This is a genomic window from Microbulbifer maximicatervae (SeqCode) (assembly GCF_052467815.1).
Map to the genome: position 1 here is coordinate 1,993,392 of NZ_CP174326.1, position 16,665 is coordinate 2,010,056.

Genomic DNA, 16,665 nt, shown 5'->3' on the forward strand with positions numbered 1-16,665 from the left:
TTTACTTCCTGATCAATGACTTAACCAGGTTTTTCATTGCCTTGCTGGTTTCCTGGGTATTGGAGTTGTCGCCTTTTGCCCAAAACTGATATTGAAGGGCTTCATCCAGTTTATCCAGCTGCTCCATATACTCGGCAATATCTGTGTTGCGAACGTGGTCTGTTTTGGATTTAAAGGCGTAGTTCACTGAGATATTGTTACCAGTATGATCAGAGGTTCTTGAGAAGGTAAACCAGGGGTTGTCAATCTGAAGTTCCTGAGATTCTTCTCGCCACAAGACTTCACCGGTAACCTTGGCTATTGCCTTGTGATGGATATCTACTGGATGCGCTAATGCGAGTGGGCTCTGGCGAATGCGCTTCTGAGGACTGGTGATATAGGACGCGATACTGGAGCCATACAGTGAGAAAATCTTCCGAGCAGAGTTCAACTCGGCAAAATCACTGATCTCATATAGCTCCGATACCTGAAGTACATTTTCACCCCGATTGTCCTGGTGCTTGATATTGGATGTAATTTCAATACCAGGGTAGTAAGTTGCCATAAAGTTTGCGTAATTACTCTTTATGTATTCAGAGTCCGCTGACTGGAAAAATTGACGCATCTGCTCCGCTTTGAGAGCGCTGTAGGTGGACTCAACAGTTAGCCCTGCGGTATTGGCACCGGCATTGATTTCAAAATTTTCGGTGACATCCAGTTGCAGAGTGCCATTGGCGGGATAAATCGTGGTTACTTGTTTTAATGCTCGGGTTCCCTTTCGAATGGGGAGTGCCAATTCATAATCAAAGAAGCCTTTGCTTTTGATATTGGAGCCCTGTCCGGAAGCGGTGCCGTCAACCCAATAATCTTGTCCATTGAGCTCAATGACGCTGATTACATGATCAAACGAACTGGGAGAGGGGATATCATTGGCAAGGTCACGCCCGCGTCCTGAAGACACCAAAGCGGGGTAAGAGCTAACCCCCAGGTGAGACAACATGGCGGTTATTAATATGGCCTTGTCTTTACAGTCGCCATAGCGCTTATCCAAAGTCTCTCTCGGCGTTCGCGGTTGGTGTGAGTTGATTCCAAACTCGATCCCAAAGTAGCGAATATCCTCCTGAACGTAGGCAATAGCCTTGCTGACCGCTCCCTCAAGGCCTTCCTCTGCGCGCCATTGATCCAATTGCCGGGTGAGTTCCTCTGGCAGGGAGAGGTCAATATCGTAGAGTGTCATTGCCCAGTCGTTTACTTCAGCCCAGCTGTTATAGCCTGAATATTGGATGTAGTTGAATGGGTCATGCCAGTGAGGATATTCCCCCTCCTGAAGTATCGGAGATACCTGCTTCAGGTCCAGTGTGTACTGGTAAGTGTCGTTATTGCGGGTAACGTTCACCGGTACTTTTTCATTGTTAAAACGGTAGTTGAGCTTGTTGTCACTGGTAATTTTTACATAGCGCCTGTCGATGGCATCCGGCCATGACAAGTAGAAAGTACCAAAATCCCCGCGTTCAAAAATAGGATTGCTTCCCTCGAGTGTATAAGCGTAGGAGATTTTGTCACCGGGTCGGATATCCTCAAGAATGTAAAGCGCATTCCACATTTCAGAGTAGAGTTTGCTGGACAGCTCCTGCTCAGACTGGAATAACTTGAAGTCCTGTTTGTCCAGGCGATCAATCACTTGATCATTGCGGGTGACGGTAATTTCGTGAACGACCAGCTGCTGGAACGCGGGGTAAAAACTAATGTTCAGTTCCGATACCTGTTTAACCCCTTGCTGATTGAGGGGCTCCATCACCAACTGAAAATAGTATTGGTGTTGTTCGTTCGTATGGGATATCTGGGAGTTACTCAGGTGATACCTAACACTGCCTTCGGGTGCAGTGACACTACTCGAGAGGTCGACGGCATCCACCCAAGTGGGTGTTGGGGCTATGTTAATTTCAGGGGTAGCCTGGGCCAGCGACACAGCAAATAAGAGAGTCACAGCCAGAATTTGGCCGAAGGAACGATATTTCAAAATGAGCCTCGATTGTTATCTACAGCCTATACCGGCGGAGACAGAATAGATCTTGGGTGGGGAGTAAGCAGAAGGGGCACGCAGGGCACCCTACGATTGATTCGCTCCTGTTGAACCCTGGATCTTTCCCTATAGGGCAGTGCCTGTTGCCGCTTGGTGTTGGGATCGTTTAGTGAACAGCCGGTAATATACCCCAATGGCTATGGGCTGAGTATCGGATGGGTATGACCGCTGGCGTTTTGAATAAGTTTTTCGGCGGTTCAAATTGATGAAGGCAGGGATTGATGTGTCCAGGCGATAAAATGGTCAAAAAATAACCGAATCTTGAAGGTGGGAGGCCACCCAGCTTGTAAGCTGAGTGACCTGAGATCTGCTTATTGGGTTTGCTCCTGAACGGGCATTTCTTCGAGCTTAGCCTTTATCTCTTTCAGCTTTTCCTTAACTCGGGCTGCATTGTCGGGGCCCATGCGGATCATCAGCTTTTGTATTCCAGGGAGTTTTTCCAGTTTTGGATCGGCAAATTTGTAATACACCGATGGGCGTATCAATTGAATAGGGCCTTCAACATCTGGCGCTGCCAGTACATTGTCGATTGCTCCAATCACCACCTGGTGGAATGACTTGTTGCGAATCCCCAGCTCGCCATAGGCCTGAGCTAAGCGGGGGTACCAGTACTGATACAAAGTAATGATGGCATCAGTGTTAGCCAGTGCGAACAATCGTACTGGTTGGTCGTAACGGCGATAGTTCTCCGGGGACAGCTGGTAGCCTTCAGCGGATGACCCGGTAACGGTGATGGGGCCGCGAATGGTTTTCAGCGGGCGATGCTTGTGAATCAGCTCACCACGGGATGCTGCGTTGGCAGCGGCCACCCATTTACGTATTACTTCGTCGGGTACCAGCCAGCGGGACAGGGCGCCGTCGGGTGCCAAGGACATTAACTCGTCATATGCGGCCTTGTCGCTCTCGTTCAGGGGGGGAGGCGGCTCTCTGCCGGGCTCCTCTTCAATGACCGGCTCCTCGGGCGGCTGGGCTGGTTCCTGGCTCTCAGGTTGTGCCAGGGCCTCTGGCTCGGGAGCAGTTTGGGGTTCTTCAACAACACCGATGGTGGGAATTTCTTTTTTCTTTTCCTCGCCGGTCCAGAGCCAATAGGCTGCTGCAGCGACAACGACCACCACAATAATGCCGATGATCCACCCTTGCCTAGATTGTTGTTCCGACATTCCCTGCCTCCTTTGACTGCTAACAGAATGTGACGCTTGGACCACGACAAAGCGCTGCGGTTTCTCGCGGTCTGCTGGTTTTACATTACTCTGCAAAAGCGCCGCTCGCAAAATAGTTTTACTATGGGGTAATTGCACAACCTTATTGCCGGTCTTATACCCTGCGCAGCACCTACGCCCCCGCGCGGGAGGATGTTTGATTTACTGGGCCTATTAGAGTGGTCTGGGGAGCTTCTGAACAATTCTGAGCGGCGAATAAAAGAGAGAACAATGGGAAAATTCACCAGCTTATTGATTGGCCTGATGCTGGGTGGTGTACAAGCTGCCTTGGCTGCAGAGCCGGTAGACCCTTTTTGGCGCAATGCGACAGTCTATTTTATGTTGCCGGACCGTTTTAATAACGGCGATAGCAGCAATGATTTCCCCTACGGCCGCAAAGACGATGCAGCATACCTGCGCGGTTTTGAGGGAGGGGATCTGCGCGGTGTTATCGAGAAAATTGAAGCCGGGTATTTTAATGATCTCGGGGTCGATGCTATCTGGATGGCCCCGGTGATTGAGAACATCCATGGCTACAATGAGTCCGATAAACACACCTACGCTTTCCATGGCTACTGGCCTAAGGACTGGACTGCCGTAGATGCCAACTTTGGCACCGAAGCAGAACTGGCAGAATTGATTGAGGTAGCTCACAGCCAGGGGATTCGCGTATTGCTGGATGTAATTCTCAATCACACCGGGCCAGTCACTGAACAGGATTCCAGATGGCCCTCGAGTTGGCTGCGGAATAGCCAGCAATGCGATTGGTCTGACTATGCCGGCAACGTTGAATGTGCAATTCACGCGAATTTGACGGATATCCTCACGGAGAGTGAGAAAGATGTCGAATTGCCGCCGCAACTGGTGGCAAAGTGGAAAAAAGAAGGCCGCCTGCAGCAAGAGCAGCGCGAGCTGGATGCCTTTTTCGAGCGCACTGGCTATCCCCGTGCCCCCAAATATTACCTGATCAAGTGGTTAACCGACTGGGTGCGTGAATACGGTGTCGATGGCTTTCGTGTGGACACCGTTAAACACGTAGAGCCACAAGCCTGGGCAATACTGAAAAAGGAAGCGGACTTAGCCCTGGCGGAGTGGAAGGCTGAGAACCCGAAGAAGAAATTGGATGATCGCAATTTCTTTATGGTGGGTGAAGTTTACCATTTTGGCGTTAACAACTTCGGTCCCAGTGTTGGTCGTTCCTACGATTATAGCGACCGGAAAGTGGACTTTTATCAGTACGGTTTTGACAGCCTGATTAACTTCGACTTTGCCCAGGTTGTGGGCCGGCCAGCGGAGGATATTTTCTCCAGCTATTCTTCCGCCTTGAACAGTGGCGAACTAAAAGGGTTCGGTGTCCTAAATTATCTAGGCTCCCACGATGACCATCACTCATTTGACCGCGAGCGTCAGCACACACTGAATGCCGCAAGTAAACTGATGTTGGCGCCCGGTGCAGTGCAGATATATTACGGTGATGAACTGGCGCGCCCCATGATTGATGATCGCGCATTCGGCGACGCCTCTATGCGCACCAATATGAACTGGGATGACTTGGAAAAGCCGGAAACCCGTGCATTGCTGGCTCATTGGCAGAAGCTGGGGCAGTTTCGTCGATCGCACCCGGCAGTTGGAGCTGGTGTACACCAGAAGCTGGAGGATAAGCCTTATACATTCTCCCGCACCTTATCTGGTGAGCAGCCGGTAGTTGTGGCGATGGAACTGTCTGCGGGTGAGAAGAGCGTATCAGTTAAAGGTGTGTTTGCCGATGGTATCGAACTGACCGATTACTACTCGGGCAAGCGAGCCAAAGTTGAGGATGGCAGGGTGACTTTTGATACCGAGGGAACTGTGCTACTGCTATCTGCTAAATTGCAGTAAATCCAAAAAAGAAAGCCCCGGCAGATAGCACTGCTGGGGCTGTCAGCATCCTTGAAAATGGGATGACTTAATCGTTGTTCATTGTTGTTGTGGTGAACTGGTTACATACCATCACATCAACATCTAACTGGCCAATTACACGCTCGGCAGTATTGCCACGCAGGAATGAACCGGTCTCGCCGTACTGATTCATAGTTCCCATCACGACCAGATCTGCATCGATCTCACGGGCCACCTCCTCAACAACATCACTGGTATAGCCGCGCTTTACGTGAATGCGATGGGTGGGGACACCGGTTTTATCGGCAAGCTTGGCCAAAGCACCGCGATCTGGGTAGAGCATAGAATCCAGGAAGGCGTTTACGAGGTGTAGCTCTGCTCCGTAATGACCTGCGATATAGGTCGCGCGTTCGCTGATCTGGCGATTGAGCTCGCGCTGTTCGAGGGTTTTTGCCTGGTAGTTAACGGTAGCCAATACAACTTTGCGCTCGTCCTTGGCGCCGGGGCGAATCAATACCACTGGGCAGCGCGCTGTTTTCAGGACTCGCCACTTGGACTCGGCGAAGGTAAAGCGACGGCTGTTCTTCGCGTGTACTGGTAGGTAGATCATTTCTGCGTTGCAACGCTTTGATTCCTGCACGATGGCCGCCTGCCAATCACTGGACCAGCAAACAGTGATCTCACAGGAAAGACCAGCTTCTGAGATGGGTTCACGAATTTGTTCACGGAACCACGACTCATCGCGAAATAGGTGGTCGTTTACCGCACGGGTATCCACCGCTTCACCATCAACTGCGACGAATACAGCCAGTCGCGGCTGAGGATTGCGTCCACGTGAAGTAATCAGGGCTCGCTCCAGAGCTACATGCTTCTCATCGTTAGGGTCCACTACAACGAATACGGTGCTTTGCTGCTCCATTTTTTCTCCTCAACTAAGCGTGTTACTGGCCAGTGCGACCTGCAGTTGACCAAGAGGTCTAATCTATCATGATGGGGTGGTCAGCCCGAGTACCTGACTGTCCCATTTGTCGAATTTGGCGCCTATCTCATCGAATAATTTTGTTGCGCATAATGGCGAAGTTGGGGGTGGGGGTATTGAGGTAGATCAAGTTTATAGGTAGCGCGTGCAAGCCCTACTAGAACCAAAATGCGGGTGACCAGAATTCAAAATGTATTCTTGCCTGGTAGCGTTATTGAGAGCTGGTTGGAGTATGTTGGGATTGGAATTACTTAGAGAGTGGGGGGCTAACTACAACACCATAAGTAACTATCGGCTACAGGCTCTTTGAGTTAAGCCGTGATCGGTTCTTTTAGTCTTTCCCAAAGAAACTTACTCGGTGAAGAGGGAGCGCGCACTATACGCGCGTCCCTAGTGCTCAATTCGTAAGGTTTAGACTTCCCGATACTGGTCAATGAGCGCTTTGATATTTTTCTTAAGTACAGCGCCAATATCTCCACCTGCACCGCCCACGGACAGATCACTATCGGCGTGAGCCTTGTATTTAACATCACCGGTTTCGGAGTCCTTAACAGTCAGGACAGAGTCAACGCCTCCCTTTCCTGCGCCAAAGCCAACAGCCCAGCGCAATGCGCGATTTCCGTATTGAACCTTCACATCAAGATCAACGAGCAAAGTCTTGCCTTCAGCTTCATCTAAGGAATTGACGAGTTGATAATCGCTCTCTCTGGCAAATTCCTCGAGTTCACTGCGGGTATGGAGCTCCCAACTTTTCATTTTTTCCTGTAGGGCACTATTGTTTTTGGCTGCACTTTCATTTGAGTACACCCTTACATCTTGTATTAATATATTTTTATAGTCTTCAAAACTTTGCGCTTGAACGTCTGTTTTTACGTGTGCGACACCACATCCGTATAAAGCTGAAAGTGTAACTGCAAGGCAAAACACCTTTATCCCTTTGAAAAATTTCATCCTTTTCCCCTTAATTTGAATATAAAAGCTGAAGCTTCACAGTAGGGATCGAGCCCTAGCTGTCTATTTCAGTTACCGGCTGAGCGGTTTTATAGTTAGTGCAGATGGAATGAACTACATGTTCACTGCCCGGTAAGTTTACAAGGAAAATACATTACTTTCTCTACTGATAAGGTGAGATCACACTTGAATGAAGCTATGGTGCCAAGTTGTAAGGCAATTTCCTTCAGATACACTATGCCAAAACTTGAGCCTGCAGTCTGAGGAACTAATCAAAATTGTCTACCGCAATAGCTTAGATGCATAGCAGGTTTTGTATGGCAGATTGCCACATCTGCTGTAGGAGGTAGGTAGATAAACTAAGTGATTTGGGTGTTTAAGTGACAAATTGAAGTGTTTTTAGAAAGGTTCTATGTTTAACGCCCGCCCCTCTTGCTAGCGACTTGTCCAAGGTTCGATGTATATTTCGTAGTATTTGAACTTTTTATAAAAATCTCATATGACGCTTTGCGAAGGGATAAAATGTGAAACACTTTATCCACTTGCATAATTTTTTATGGATTATTTAGAAAATACGTAAATCATACGATTACTCGAGCCATCACCACCAACAGAGGTTGCCGTCCAGCCCTCTTGTGCTACTTGAGAATAAGTTAAGGATCTTATATCTGAGGGGGCAGATTGTTGAGCGCAGTCATATGAACTGCCATCAATTGGCCATGTATAATGTACAACGCATATTAATTGATCTGTTACAGTTGTTAAAGTAACTGCTTCCAATGCATTAATCCTCAAGTCTTGAGAATTACTTTCTTTTATAGCCTCAGTTAGACTGGATTCCGCTAAACTTATTCTTGAATCTTGTGAATTACTCTCTACCACTAAAGTTGAGAAGTTCTCATTTACTTCTGCGGCAACGGCCTTAGTTCCCGAAGAAAAGGTATGTGGTAACTCAATTTGACCAGCATTCGCATTTAATGAGCAAAGAGAAAGTATCACTGCTGCATATTTAATAAATTTCATATTTAGTCCCAATTATTTTCATTCCAATTACTTTCGTCCCAGATTGCTTGCTCTGCATCGCTATTGGAGGAGTTTCCTTCACTTGATCCGCTACAGCCCGATATGGTTAATGTAAGCATCGCAAAAATAAAATATTTCAGATTCACCTCCTTATTGCTCTTTCATGGTATTTATAGAATATTCATCCTAGCTACTATTATCCTGATTGTTATCTTTGATGCAAGAGTGTGTTAGCCTGCGGGAAATACTATATAAGTCATATGATAATACCTACGTGGTATCATCGTTCAGGTTAAAGAGATGATTATTATGACCGCCATCTTGAAAAAATATCTGATTCGTAACTTACTGTCATTGGTAGCATTCCGAGCGCATACACTCTTCTTGCCTAAATAACGTTCTATAGGCTCTACTTTAATTAAAAGAGACATGCTGAAGTGATGAGTAAAGATAAGATAAATAGTTGGTTCACACATTTGCGGCTAAACGGTCATTCTCGATCAACGCTAAAAAATGGTTTGAATCCAGTAGTAGTTTAATAAAATAATTTTTGGAAGTTGACTAGGGAAGACATGGTCTTGGAAATGTCTGCTTCCCATACGGGTTATCGGCAGTTTTTGCATATGAAGAAGCGGCAGGTGTTTTGAATCAATTAGATATCCATGTGAAGTTTTTGAATTCATTGATGAATGGAGGGAGATTGAGACTTAGGATGAAGACCATCGATTTTTTTAAGCTGTGCATATTTATAAGGGAATTTAAGGGGGATAAATGAAGGATGGTCCAGTTGCTCTATTTTCTTGTTTAGCTTTAACCTGCGTAAATTGTGTATGTACTTTGTTCTTGTCCAGAGAAATAAAAATTGCTAGTTGAAATTTAAAGGGGCCTTAAATGATGCATCAAGTTGTTGAACTGTTGTCCGGACAGCTAAACTTGAAGCCGCTTTACGATTATGCGAGACAGCATAGTGGTGAGTATCCGGCTAATGGTAATGACTCGATTGCGAAGGAATACACAGGGTAAGTACATAAATTTTTAGAAAATTTACCCGAATGTAGCGGAGTATACTTATTGGGTTGTTATGATCCCAAAGGTAGTTGGAAAACTATTTATATTGGCAAAACGGACTCAGCAAAAAAAACTGCTGGATTATGCTTTACAACGTTATGCCAACCTAGGTCCCAAGTCTGCCGCCCACTATAAGTGGGCCATGAAAAAGAGTGGTACCACTCATATCTACTGGGCTGAAACTGCAGCAGGTCAAACCTCGGAGGAAGTGGAAACTAGTTAATTAAACTGATGAACCCTAGCGGTAATCAGCGAAAGATATTAACGAAATCTCTTTATAGGAAGGGAACGCTTAGTATATTGGAGGTATTTGGTCAACTAATCAGTGACCAGCGCTCAGCGATCAAATCCGGTTCAGGGCATAACGAAAACACAGTAGCAATTACACCACATCAGCGCTTCAAGGTTGACTAATTGCAGATGCCGTGGGAAATACCTTGGGGACTCCGGTGGAGTTTATGCGTGCGGAGGATATCAGGAGGAAATTTGGTTGGACCACAGGGGCTTAGCGATCTTGCACCGGTTTATGGGCGTGTGGGGGCAATTACAGACGATACCCAAATGACACTATTTGCTGCGGAGGGATTACTGCGTGCCTTTGTTCGGAGTGTTAGTAGGGGAATTTGTAATGAGGAAAAGACAGTCACAAAAGCTTATCTACGTTGGTTGCACACTCAGTCTGGTGCTCTCGTTAATCGCCCTGATATTGTGAATGGAAGTTACTTGTTGGGTTTATCACAATTACACCACTGCTGGGCTCCGGACACTACATGTTTACAGGCTCTCAATGCCTATGCCACCTGAATTCGGGCAGATAATAATAGTAAAGGGTGTGGTGGGTTAAAGAGGATTGCACCGGTAGCCCAGTACCCGTGGCGTTGGAATGGTGCACATAATATTGAGAGAGCATTTAAGCGGGATGCTGATTTTTCTTCTATTACCCATGGTCATGCCACTGGCCAACTTACTGCTGGTGTACTCGCTGTTGTTATTTTGATGTTGTTAGATGGGCAGTCTTTACGTGCGGGCATTGCTCTAGCTAAAGCGAGGTTGTGTAAACATCCAAATCACATGGAAACGCTAACAGCTCACAGGTGGGTTGAAGAGGCTCTTGCTATTTCAGTCTACTGTGCCCTTAAAGCTCCAAGCCTCAAAGAAATGTTGCTGATGGCTGTTAATCACGATGGTGATTCAGATTCTACCGGGGCTATTACTGGAAACCTAGTCAGCGCGAATTAGGGTATTGGTGCAATTCCTGCAAACTGGCTTGCTTAACTTGAGCTATCTGATGACATATCAGAAATAGCTCAAGATCTACTAGAGTTTCGAGATCGGCCTGTAAATGAATTTGATGAACACTGTGATTATGCCCATGCAATAACTAAGAAATATCCGGGGTAATAATTTCTAACTATCAAAAGTCATTGCTAAGAAGTGCTCACATACCGTCATTATTTCAAGCATTCAAAGCTAATTTTGTAAGTACTTCTGTTTTCCCATCTGTTTAAATTTTGGTCTTAAAAGCCAAATTGTCTTCGTTATTTAGACCTGTAGCACAAATATCTACTACGCCCCCTTTAGGGAGGATGTGCTCTCAAACACTGATTATTAGCCTTTCAAAAGCCCGAATAGTTGTAATTTCGGGTCTGCAGTAGCACAGGAGGTGCATATTACCGCTGCTGTTCGGTATCTGTTCACATACTACCGGTTTATTGATGCCTTTGGTGGTCTGTGGATATCTCAGGATGAGTGATCAATTGGTCGGGTATAGCAATCCAGCGGTTTAGATACTGTGTAGTTGGGATTCCCAAATATCTGGCTTGAATTGCAAAAAATAATAAATGGTCACCTGTGATGATAAGCCTGAACTTTTCTTCGCCGCTTGCGGTGCTTCCCACAAATTCTTTTCTTGAGCGAATGCCTATTGGTTGTGTCGCCTTAGGAGAATATTTCTAGCTCCTACCGTGGGGCGAACGTAATCCAGCTATCTGCAAATGCCTGGGAAAAGGCGTGCTTATAGGTTGACCCTACTTATGTAGAAATGGAGAGCCATTAACTATTCAAAGGCAACTGCCTCTGGGGTTCTCCTTATACAAAAAAGATAACGACTACAGATGAGAGAAAAAGGAAAGCTAAAATGAAAAAACAATTTCCGCTAAAAGGGCTTCTGGGAGGCGCGAGTATCGTACTCGGAGCCATGTCCAGTACCCATGCCAGCGCAGGCACAGCCTTTGTACACCTGTTTGAATGGAGCTGGAATGATATCGCCAGCGAATGTGAGGAGTTCCTGGGGCCGAAAGGATTTGATGCGGTACAGATTTCACCGCCCCAAGAGCATGTCAGCCATTCTACCTGGTGGGCGCGCTACCAGCCGGTAACTTACACTAACCTGACCAGTCGCAGCGGTACCGAGGAGGAGCTGCAGAGTATGATCGACCGCTGTAATGCAGCGGGTGTTAAGGTTTATGCAGATGCTGTGATTAACCACACGGCAGCCTGGAATGGCGGTGGTACGGGTTGGGGCGGTACTGAGTGGACATTATTGAACCACCCGGAATTTTCCTCCTGGGATTACCACTCCGAGTGCACGGTCGATAACTACAGTGATGCCGATAATGTCTGGGATTGTCGCTTGGTTGGATTGCCAGACTTGGATACAGCTTCCAACTATGTACAGCAGACCCTGGCTGATTACCTGAACAAATTGCAGGATATGGGTATTGCCGGTTTCCGCGTAGATGCGGTTAAGCATATGTCTCCCAGTGATATGTACGGCATTATGAGTAAAGCCGGCAATCCGTGGATCTTTTCTGAAGTTATCGGTGCAGACGGCGAAGCCTCTGAAATCCAGCCATCGAATTATACATTCCTGGGCCGTGTGACTGAATTCAAGTACGGCACTGATGTGGCAAGTAATTTTAACGGCCAAATTAAAAACCTCGCCAGTATCGGTGAAAGTTGGGGACTTTTATCTTCCAGCGATGCAGTTCACTTTATCGATAACCACGATCGTGAACGAGGCCACGGTGGCGGCGGTAACCTGACCTATCACGATGGCTACAAGTACAACCTGGCCAACGTGTTTATGTTGGCACACCCCTATGGCTATCCGAAGGTAATGTCGGGTTATGACTTTACCGATACGGATATAGGTCCCCCCAGCACTGGACCGGAAAGCTGTGAAAACAATGAATGGGTATGTCAGCACCGATGGGGAAATATTGCCAATATGGTGGGTTTCCGTAACTACACCGATGGCACCAGTATGGAAAATTGGTGGGATAACGGAGATAACCAGATTGCTTTTGGACGTGGTGATAAAGGCTACGTTGTTATCAATAACGAGGGCAACTCTCTCAGCCAGACGCTGTATACAGGGCTTCCTGCAGGGGACTACTGTAATGTTCTGGCGGGAGATGATGAGTGCAGTGGCGATGTTATTTCCGTAGGCAGCAATGGCTATGCCACTTTCAATGTTGCAGCTTATTCCGCTGCGGCCATTCACGGTGGGCAGCTATCTGGTTCCTGTGGTGATGAATGTTCTGGAACGGGTTTCCCCAGCCTTTATTTCCGTGGTACCGCAAATAATTGGGAAGCAACGGCTTTTGAATTGGTAGCAGATAATACCTGGCAATTGGTAGTTAATTTTGATGGCCAGGCAGACCAACGCTTTAAGTTGGATATCTACGGTGACTGGACCGAAAATTACGGTGACGATGGTGCTGATGGCACATTGGATCAAACCGGAGCAGATATTTATATTTCAGTAACCGGAAACTATCTCATTGAAGTAAATGATGAGACTCTGGCCTATTCGATCACTGAGGTCTCTTCCCAGCAGGCACCTACTGCAACCGTGACTCCAGTATCCAGCACAGTAGAAGTCAATCAGAGTATCACCCTGGATGCCAGCAGCTCTACTGATAGCGACGGTAGTGTGGTTTCCTATAGCTGGAGCAGTGGTGGTAGTTCTTCCACGAAAACTTTGAGCTTCGCCAGTGCGGGCACTTATACCGAGACGGTCACTGTTACTGACAACGATGGCTTAACCGATAGTGCTACGGCAACCATTACCGTGACTGATCCCAATGCTGGTTATGCTCAAAAGTTTACGGCATTAAATTTCCGCGGTACGCCCAATAGCTGGGGCACTCAGGCGATGAGCCTGGTTGCAGATAATACCTGGCGTGCCACTGTGGTGTTTGATGGCAGCAGTAACCAGCGCTTTAAGTTTGATGTCAGCAGTGACTGGGTTGAAAACTATGGGGATAACAATGCGGATGGCTCTCTGGAGCAGGGTGGGGATGATATCTACACCGATGTATCAGGGACTTATATTGTTGAGGTTAATGATGAAACCCTGAGCTACAGCCTGACCTGTGCAGACTGTGGTAGTTACGCATCCAACTTTTCCTCACTTTATTTCCGTGGCACACCAAATAGTTGGGGTGCTGACGCTATGGAATTAGTTGCCGACAATACCTGGGAAATCCAGGTAAATTTTGATGGTCAATCCCAGCAGCGTTTCAAGTTCGATATTAATGCTGACTGGAGTGAAAACTACGGCGATAGCGACTCCGATGGCGACTTGGAGCAGGGTGGATCTGATATCTACACTTCTGTAAGCGGAAGCTACAAGGTGCAGGTGAATGATCAAACTATGATTTATAGTGTGATTGCACTGTAATTGATAAGAGCCTGCAGGCCAGGAAGCTGGTCTGCAGGCTTCTTTAGTTATTTATTTTCTTTTTCTTTAGCCAGCAGTGCTTGTTGTAGCGCCTGCAATTTTGCAATCTCTTCTTGATTTAACTCTGGGTTCGATTCACAACGAGGATCGGTTTTTTGTAACAAGGCCAGGATTTCTTTTGTCAGTGGTATGGGTTCACAGCCGTGTCCGGTCTCGCAAATTAAATCCCACTGCGGTTTGGCCTGGACATGACAGGCAAAGCAGTTACCTCCAAAACGGTTAACTACATCAACAAAACCTCGCTTACGGATTTTGCTGCCTTCCTCAGAAACATCAAGTTCAAAAAACTCCCAATCTTTAGTGGCGGGGTTAAAGCCCTTTTGGTGTTTGACCATCACTTCCCCGGGTACTAACTGGACCACTGATCCAGGAGGATAAACACCTCCAGTGCTGGAGTTTGCGACCTCTAGAGTCCCATCCAGATCTCCCAGTAAATTATCCACATAAAACCCCCGCACCTTGGTCATATCTCGGATGCAGTTAAAAGTCTCGTCTGTTACCTGGATAGGTGCTTCGCCCTGTTCAGCCTTGTTAGTTTCAGCCATTGTAGGAAGTGCTACTGATGCTAAAAGTGCAGCCAAAATTAGGTTTAGTGGTGAAAAATAGCGGCTATCTTGTCGGTTCATAATGTCCCCTTGCATATCAATTTCGGCTTTTATTTAAATTGTGCACAATATAATTGTGAGCAATATACATGGAGTAGTGTTTATGTCAAGCGAGTTACCTGATGAGTATGGTTAGGGATTGTCGGGATTATGTTGTGAGAAAGGGGATAAGGTGGGTATAAATTGCTGTGCTTAAGCGTTCCTGGAGGGGAGTAGTCCCCTCCAGGGCTGAGAGGCTATTTCTGGGGAGCAGTGGATATTGCAAAGATATGGCTTTCGTAGGGTGCCAACAGGATCTTTGTGGAGACTTGGTCTTTTTCCAAGATAAGGTTTGCCACCTTATTGGATATCTGGCTTTCAGCCAGGTAGCTGCCCGGTTGTAGTTTCCAGGCCTCTAGAAGTGCTGTAGGCAACTGAAAATCAAACTCCACTGCCCTGTTATCGAAGTTGGCGATTACCAACAATTTTTCATGTTCACTCCAGCGGGCAAAGGAGAATTGTTTTTCCCCATAGCCTGAGTTTTGCTTGCGGTTGTAGCTGTGCAAGTCCAGGTAATCGCCAAGTAAGGCCGGGCTCTGTTTGGAGAAATTAAGCAGGCGCTGGTAGAAGATGCGCAGCTCTTTTTCTTCTTTTGTCAGCAGTGCAGTGTCAAAAGCGCCCTCATTGTTCCAGCGGCGCACACTGGGTACTGACCAGTAGTCGAAAATGGTGGTGCGGCTGGCTTTACCGAAGCCGGCATCTTTGTTGGCGGGCTCTCCTAACTCCTGGCCAAAGTAAACTAAGGTAGGGGCTGGAGAGAGCGCGGCAGACACCAGCATTGCAGGTTTACCTGCCTCTGGGTTGCCAGAAAATTGTGGGCTGGCAATACGCTGCTCGTCGTGGTTTTCCATAAAGCGCAACATATGAGAGGAGATATCTACCAGGCTTGCCTGCACCTCTGCGATTTTATCTGCACCGCCCTTGTTCTCCATGACCGCACGAATAGCGTCGTAAGTGCCGACTTTATCGTAGAGATAATCCATTTTGCCCAGATGCAGATAATCCCGATAGCGTTCCGGAGTATAGATTTCGGCAAGTAACAGTGTGTTGGGGTTGCGCATTTTGATGGAGGAATTCAGGTAGCTCCAGAATTCTACCGGCACCATACCGGCCATATCATAGCGGAATCCGTCCACGCCAAAGTCCAGCCAGTAGTGGGCGATATCGCGGAATTTTTCCCAGGTGTCCGGGACTTTCTTGTCTGCCCAAAACTGGGCGTGGGCCCGGTAGTCGCGCTCGGCATACTCCTGGGGTAGCTCAGAAAAGTTCTTGCTGTTATCGGGGCGAACGCCAAAATTAATTTTGACGGTTTCATACCAGTCGTGCATGGCAGGTTGTGCACTGCGCGCGCCATTACCGGTCCATTTAGCTGGACTCTCTACAAACTGCCCATCGACAAGATCATTGGCTTCGCCATTGAGTGGCTGATAACTGTCTTCTGCAAGGGGCACGCGGAAGTCTTCGCCCACCACATAGTAGAAATTGTTGTTGCGGGCGTAGGTAACTTGGGTGTTGTCGCCAGCTCCAAAATCCTGCACGCCTTGGGGTTTATCGAGAGAATGATAGGCGCGGGCTACATGGTTAGGCACTATATCGATAATTACTTTCAGGCCGGCCGCGTGGCTGCGTTCCATCAGTGCGCGGAATTCCTGTAATCGCTCTGCTGGGTTATTGGCCAGGTCTGGGTTTACGCTGTAGTAATCCTTGATGGCATAGGGAGAGCCGGCACGGCCTTTGACCACATCTGGATCATCGTTACTGATACCGTATTCCGTATAGTCGCCAACGAGCGCGTGGTGCAGGGCGCCGGTGTACCAGATATGGGTGGCGCCCAGCGCGTGGATTTCATTCAGTGCTTTTGGGGTAAAGTCGGAGAACTTGCCCACACCATTCTCTTCGAGTGTGCCCCAGGGTTTGTTGGTACTGTTAGTGTTGCCAAATAAGCGCGGTAGCACTTGGTAGATAACGGCTTTTTTCTCCACAACTTTTTCAGCGGGCTGTATTTCTTCCGGGCTGCTCTCCTGGCTGCAGCCGGCAGTGCCGAATAGAGCAGCGCCCAGTAGGGAAGCCGAAAGGAGTTTGGCAATAAACAGGGAATGTAACTTCTTCATTGT

The 16,665-nt window shown here is 47.4% G+C and carries 10 protein-coding genes and 1 pseudogene; 4 read left to right on the forward strand and 7 right to left on the reverse strand.

Annotated elements, in window-relative coordinates; all coding sequences use genetic code 11:
* Position 1 precedes the first annotated feature (1 nt).
* Together ACJJIW_RS08755 and ACJJIW_RS08760 are read right to left on the reverse strand one after the other, a co-directional pair.
* Complete coding sequence (locus ACJJIW_RS08755; RefSeq protein ID WP_282931058.1) at positions 2–1,999, reverse strand: DUF3857 domain-containing transglutaminase family protein; 1,998 nt, start codon at positions 1,997–1,999, stop codon at positions 2–4.
* A gap of 374 nt (positions 2,000–2,373) precedes the next feature.
* On the reverse strand, positions 2,374–3,222 hold the full coding sequence (locus ACJJIW_RS08760) for a DUF3014 domain-containing protein (RefSeq protein ID WP_413663508.1): 849 nt from the start codon (positions 3,220–3,222) through the stop codon (positions 2,374–2,376).
* Positions 3,223–3,492: 270 nt separating this feature from the next.
* Here ACJJIW_RS08760 and ACJJIW_RS08765 point away from each other — a divergent pair, with 270 nt between their 5' ends.
* Positions 3,493–5,139 carry an alpha-amylase family glycosyl hydrolase gene (locus tag ACJJIW_RS08765; protein WP_282931060.1) on the forward strand — a complete coding sequence of 549 codons (1,647 nt, stop codon included), beginning with the start codon at positions 3,493–3,495 and terminating at the stop codon, positions 5,137–5,139.
* 67 nt (positions 5,140–5,206) lie between these two features.
* Here the strand turns inward: ACJJIW_RS08765 and ACJJIW_RS08770 are convergent, their stop codons facing one another.
* The 3 genes from ACJJIW_RS08770 to ACJJIW_RS08780 form a co-directional block, all read right to left on the reverse strand.
* A complete protein-coding gene (locus ACJJIW_RS08770; RefSeq protein ID WP_108734685.1) occupies positions 5,207–6,058 on the reverse strand; it encodes a universal stress protein in 852 nt (283 codons plus the stop codon).
* A gap of 471 nt (positions 6,059–6,529) precedes the next feature.
* Positions 6,530–7,069, reverse strand: a complete 540-nt coding sequence (locus ACJJIW_RS08775; protein ID WP_282931061.1) for a hypothetical protein — start codon at positions 7,067–7,069, stop codon at positions 6,530–6,532.
* A gap of 561 nt (positions 7,070–7,630) precedes the next feature.
* A complete protein-coding gene (locus tag ACJJIW_RS08780; protein ID WP_282931062.1) occupies positions 7,631–8,092 on the reverse strand; it encodes a hypothetical protein in 462 nt (153 codons plus the stop codon).
* Between the two features lie 1,114 nt (positions 8,093–9,206).
* Here ACJJIW_RS08780 and ACJJIW_RS08785 point away from each other — a divergent pair.
* From ACJJIW_RS08785 to ACJJIW_RS08795, 3 genes and pseudogenes are all read left to right on the forward strand, one after another.
* Positions 9,207–9,383, forward strand: coding sequence for a hypothetical protein (locus ACJJIW_RS08785; protein ID WP_282931063.1), 177 nt, complete (start codon positions 9,207–9,209; stop codon positions 9,381–9,383).
* Positions 9,384–9,622: 239 nt separating this feature from the next.
* A pseudogene (locus ACJJIW_RS08790) lies at positions 9,623–10,399 on the forward strand (ADP-ribosylglycohydrolase family protein).
* A gap of 898 nt (positions 10,400–11,297) precedes the next feature.
* A complete protein-coding gene (locus ACJJIW_RS08795) occupies positions 11,298–13,847 on the forward strand; it encodes an alpha amylase C-terminal domain-containing protein (RefSeq protein ID WP_444937128.1) in 2,550 nt (849 codons plus the stop codon).
* A gap of 47 nt (positions 13,848–13,894) precedes the next feature.
* Here the strand turns inward: ACJJIW_RS08795 and ACJJIW_RS08800 are convergent, their stop codons facing one another.
* Entirely contained in the window at positions 13,895–14,533 is a 639-nt protein-coding gene (locus ACJJIW_RS08800; RefSeq protein ID WP_444937129.1) for a hypothetical protein, read from the reverse strand.
* Between the two features lie 215 nt (positions 14,534–14,748).
* Positions 14,749–16,662, reverse strand: coding sequence for an alpha-amylase family glycosyl hydrolase (locus ACJJIW_RS08805; RefSeq protein WP_444937130.1), 1,914 nt, complete (start codon positions 16,660–16,662; stop codon positions 14,749–14,751).
* Between the last annotated feature and the right edge of the window lie 3 nt (positions 16,663–16,665).

Excerpts from the sequence above, each read along its gene's own strand:
- ACJJIW_RS08765 (WP_282931060.1), top strand. The coding sequence starts at position 3,493 with ATGGGAAAATTCACCAGCTTATTGATTGGCCTGATGCTGGGTGGTGTA.
- ACJJIW_RS08795 (WP_444937128.1), top strand. The coding sequence starts at position 11,298 with ATGAAAAAACAATTTCCGCTAAAAGGGCTTCTGGGAGGCGCGAGTATC.
- ACJJIW_RS08770 (WP_108734685.1), bottom strand. The coding sequence starts at position 6,058 with ATGGAGCAGCAAAGCACCGTATTCGTTGTAGTGGACCCTAACGATGAG.
- ACJJIW_RS08780 (WP_282931062.1), bottom strand. The coding sequence starts at position 8,092 with ATGAAATTTATTAAATATGCAGCAGTGATACTTTCTCTTTGCTCATTA.
- ACJJIW_RS08805 (WP_444937130.1), bottom strand. The coding sequence starts at position 16,662 with ATGAAGAAGTTACATTCCCTGTTTATTGCCAAACTCCTTTCGGCTTCC.
- ACJJIW_RS08775 (WP_282931061.1), bottom strand. The coding sequence starts at position 7,069 with ATGAAATTTTTCAAAGGGATAAAGGTGTTTTGCCTTGCAGTTACACTT.
- ACJJIW_RS08800 (WP_444937129.1), bottom strand. The coding sequence starts at position 14,533 with ATGAACCGACAAGATAGCCGCTATTTTTCACCACTAAACCTAATTTTG.
- ACJJIW_RS08760 (WP_413663508.1), bottom strand. The coding sequence starts at position 3,222 with ATGTCGGAACAACAATCTAGGCAAGGGTGGATCATCGGCATTATTGTG.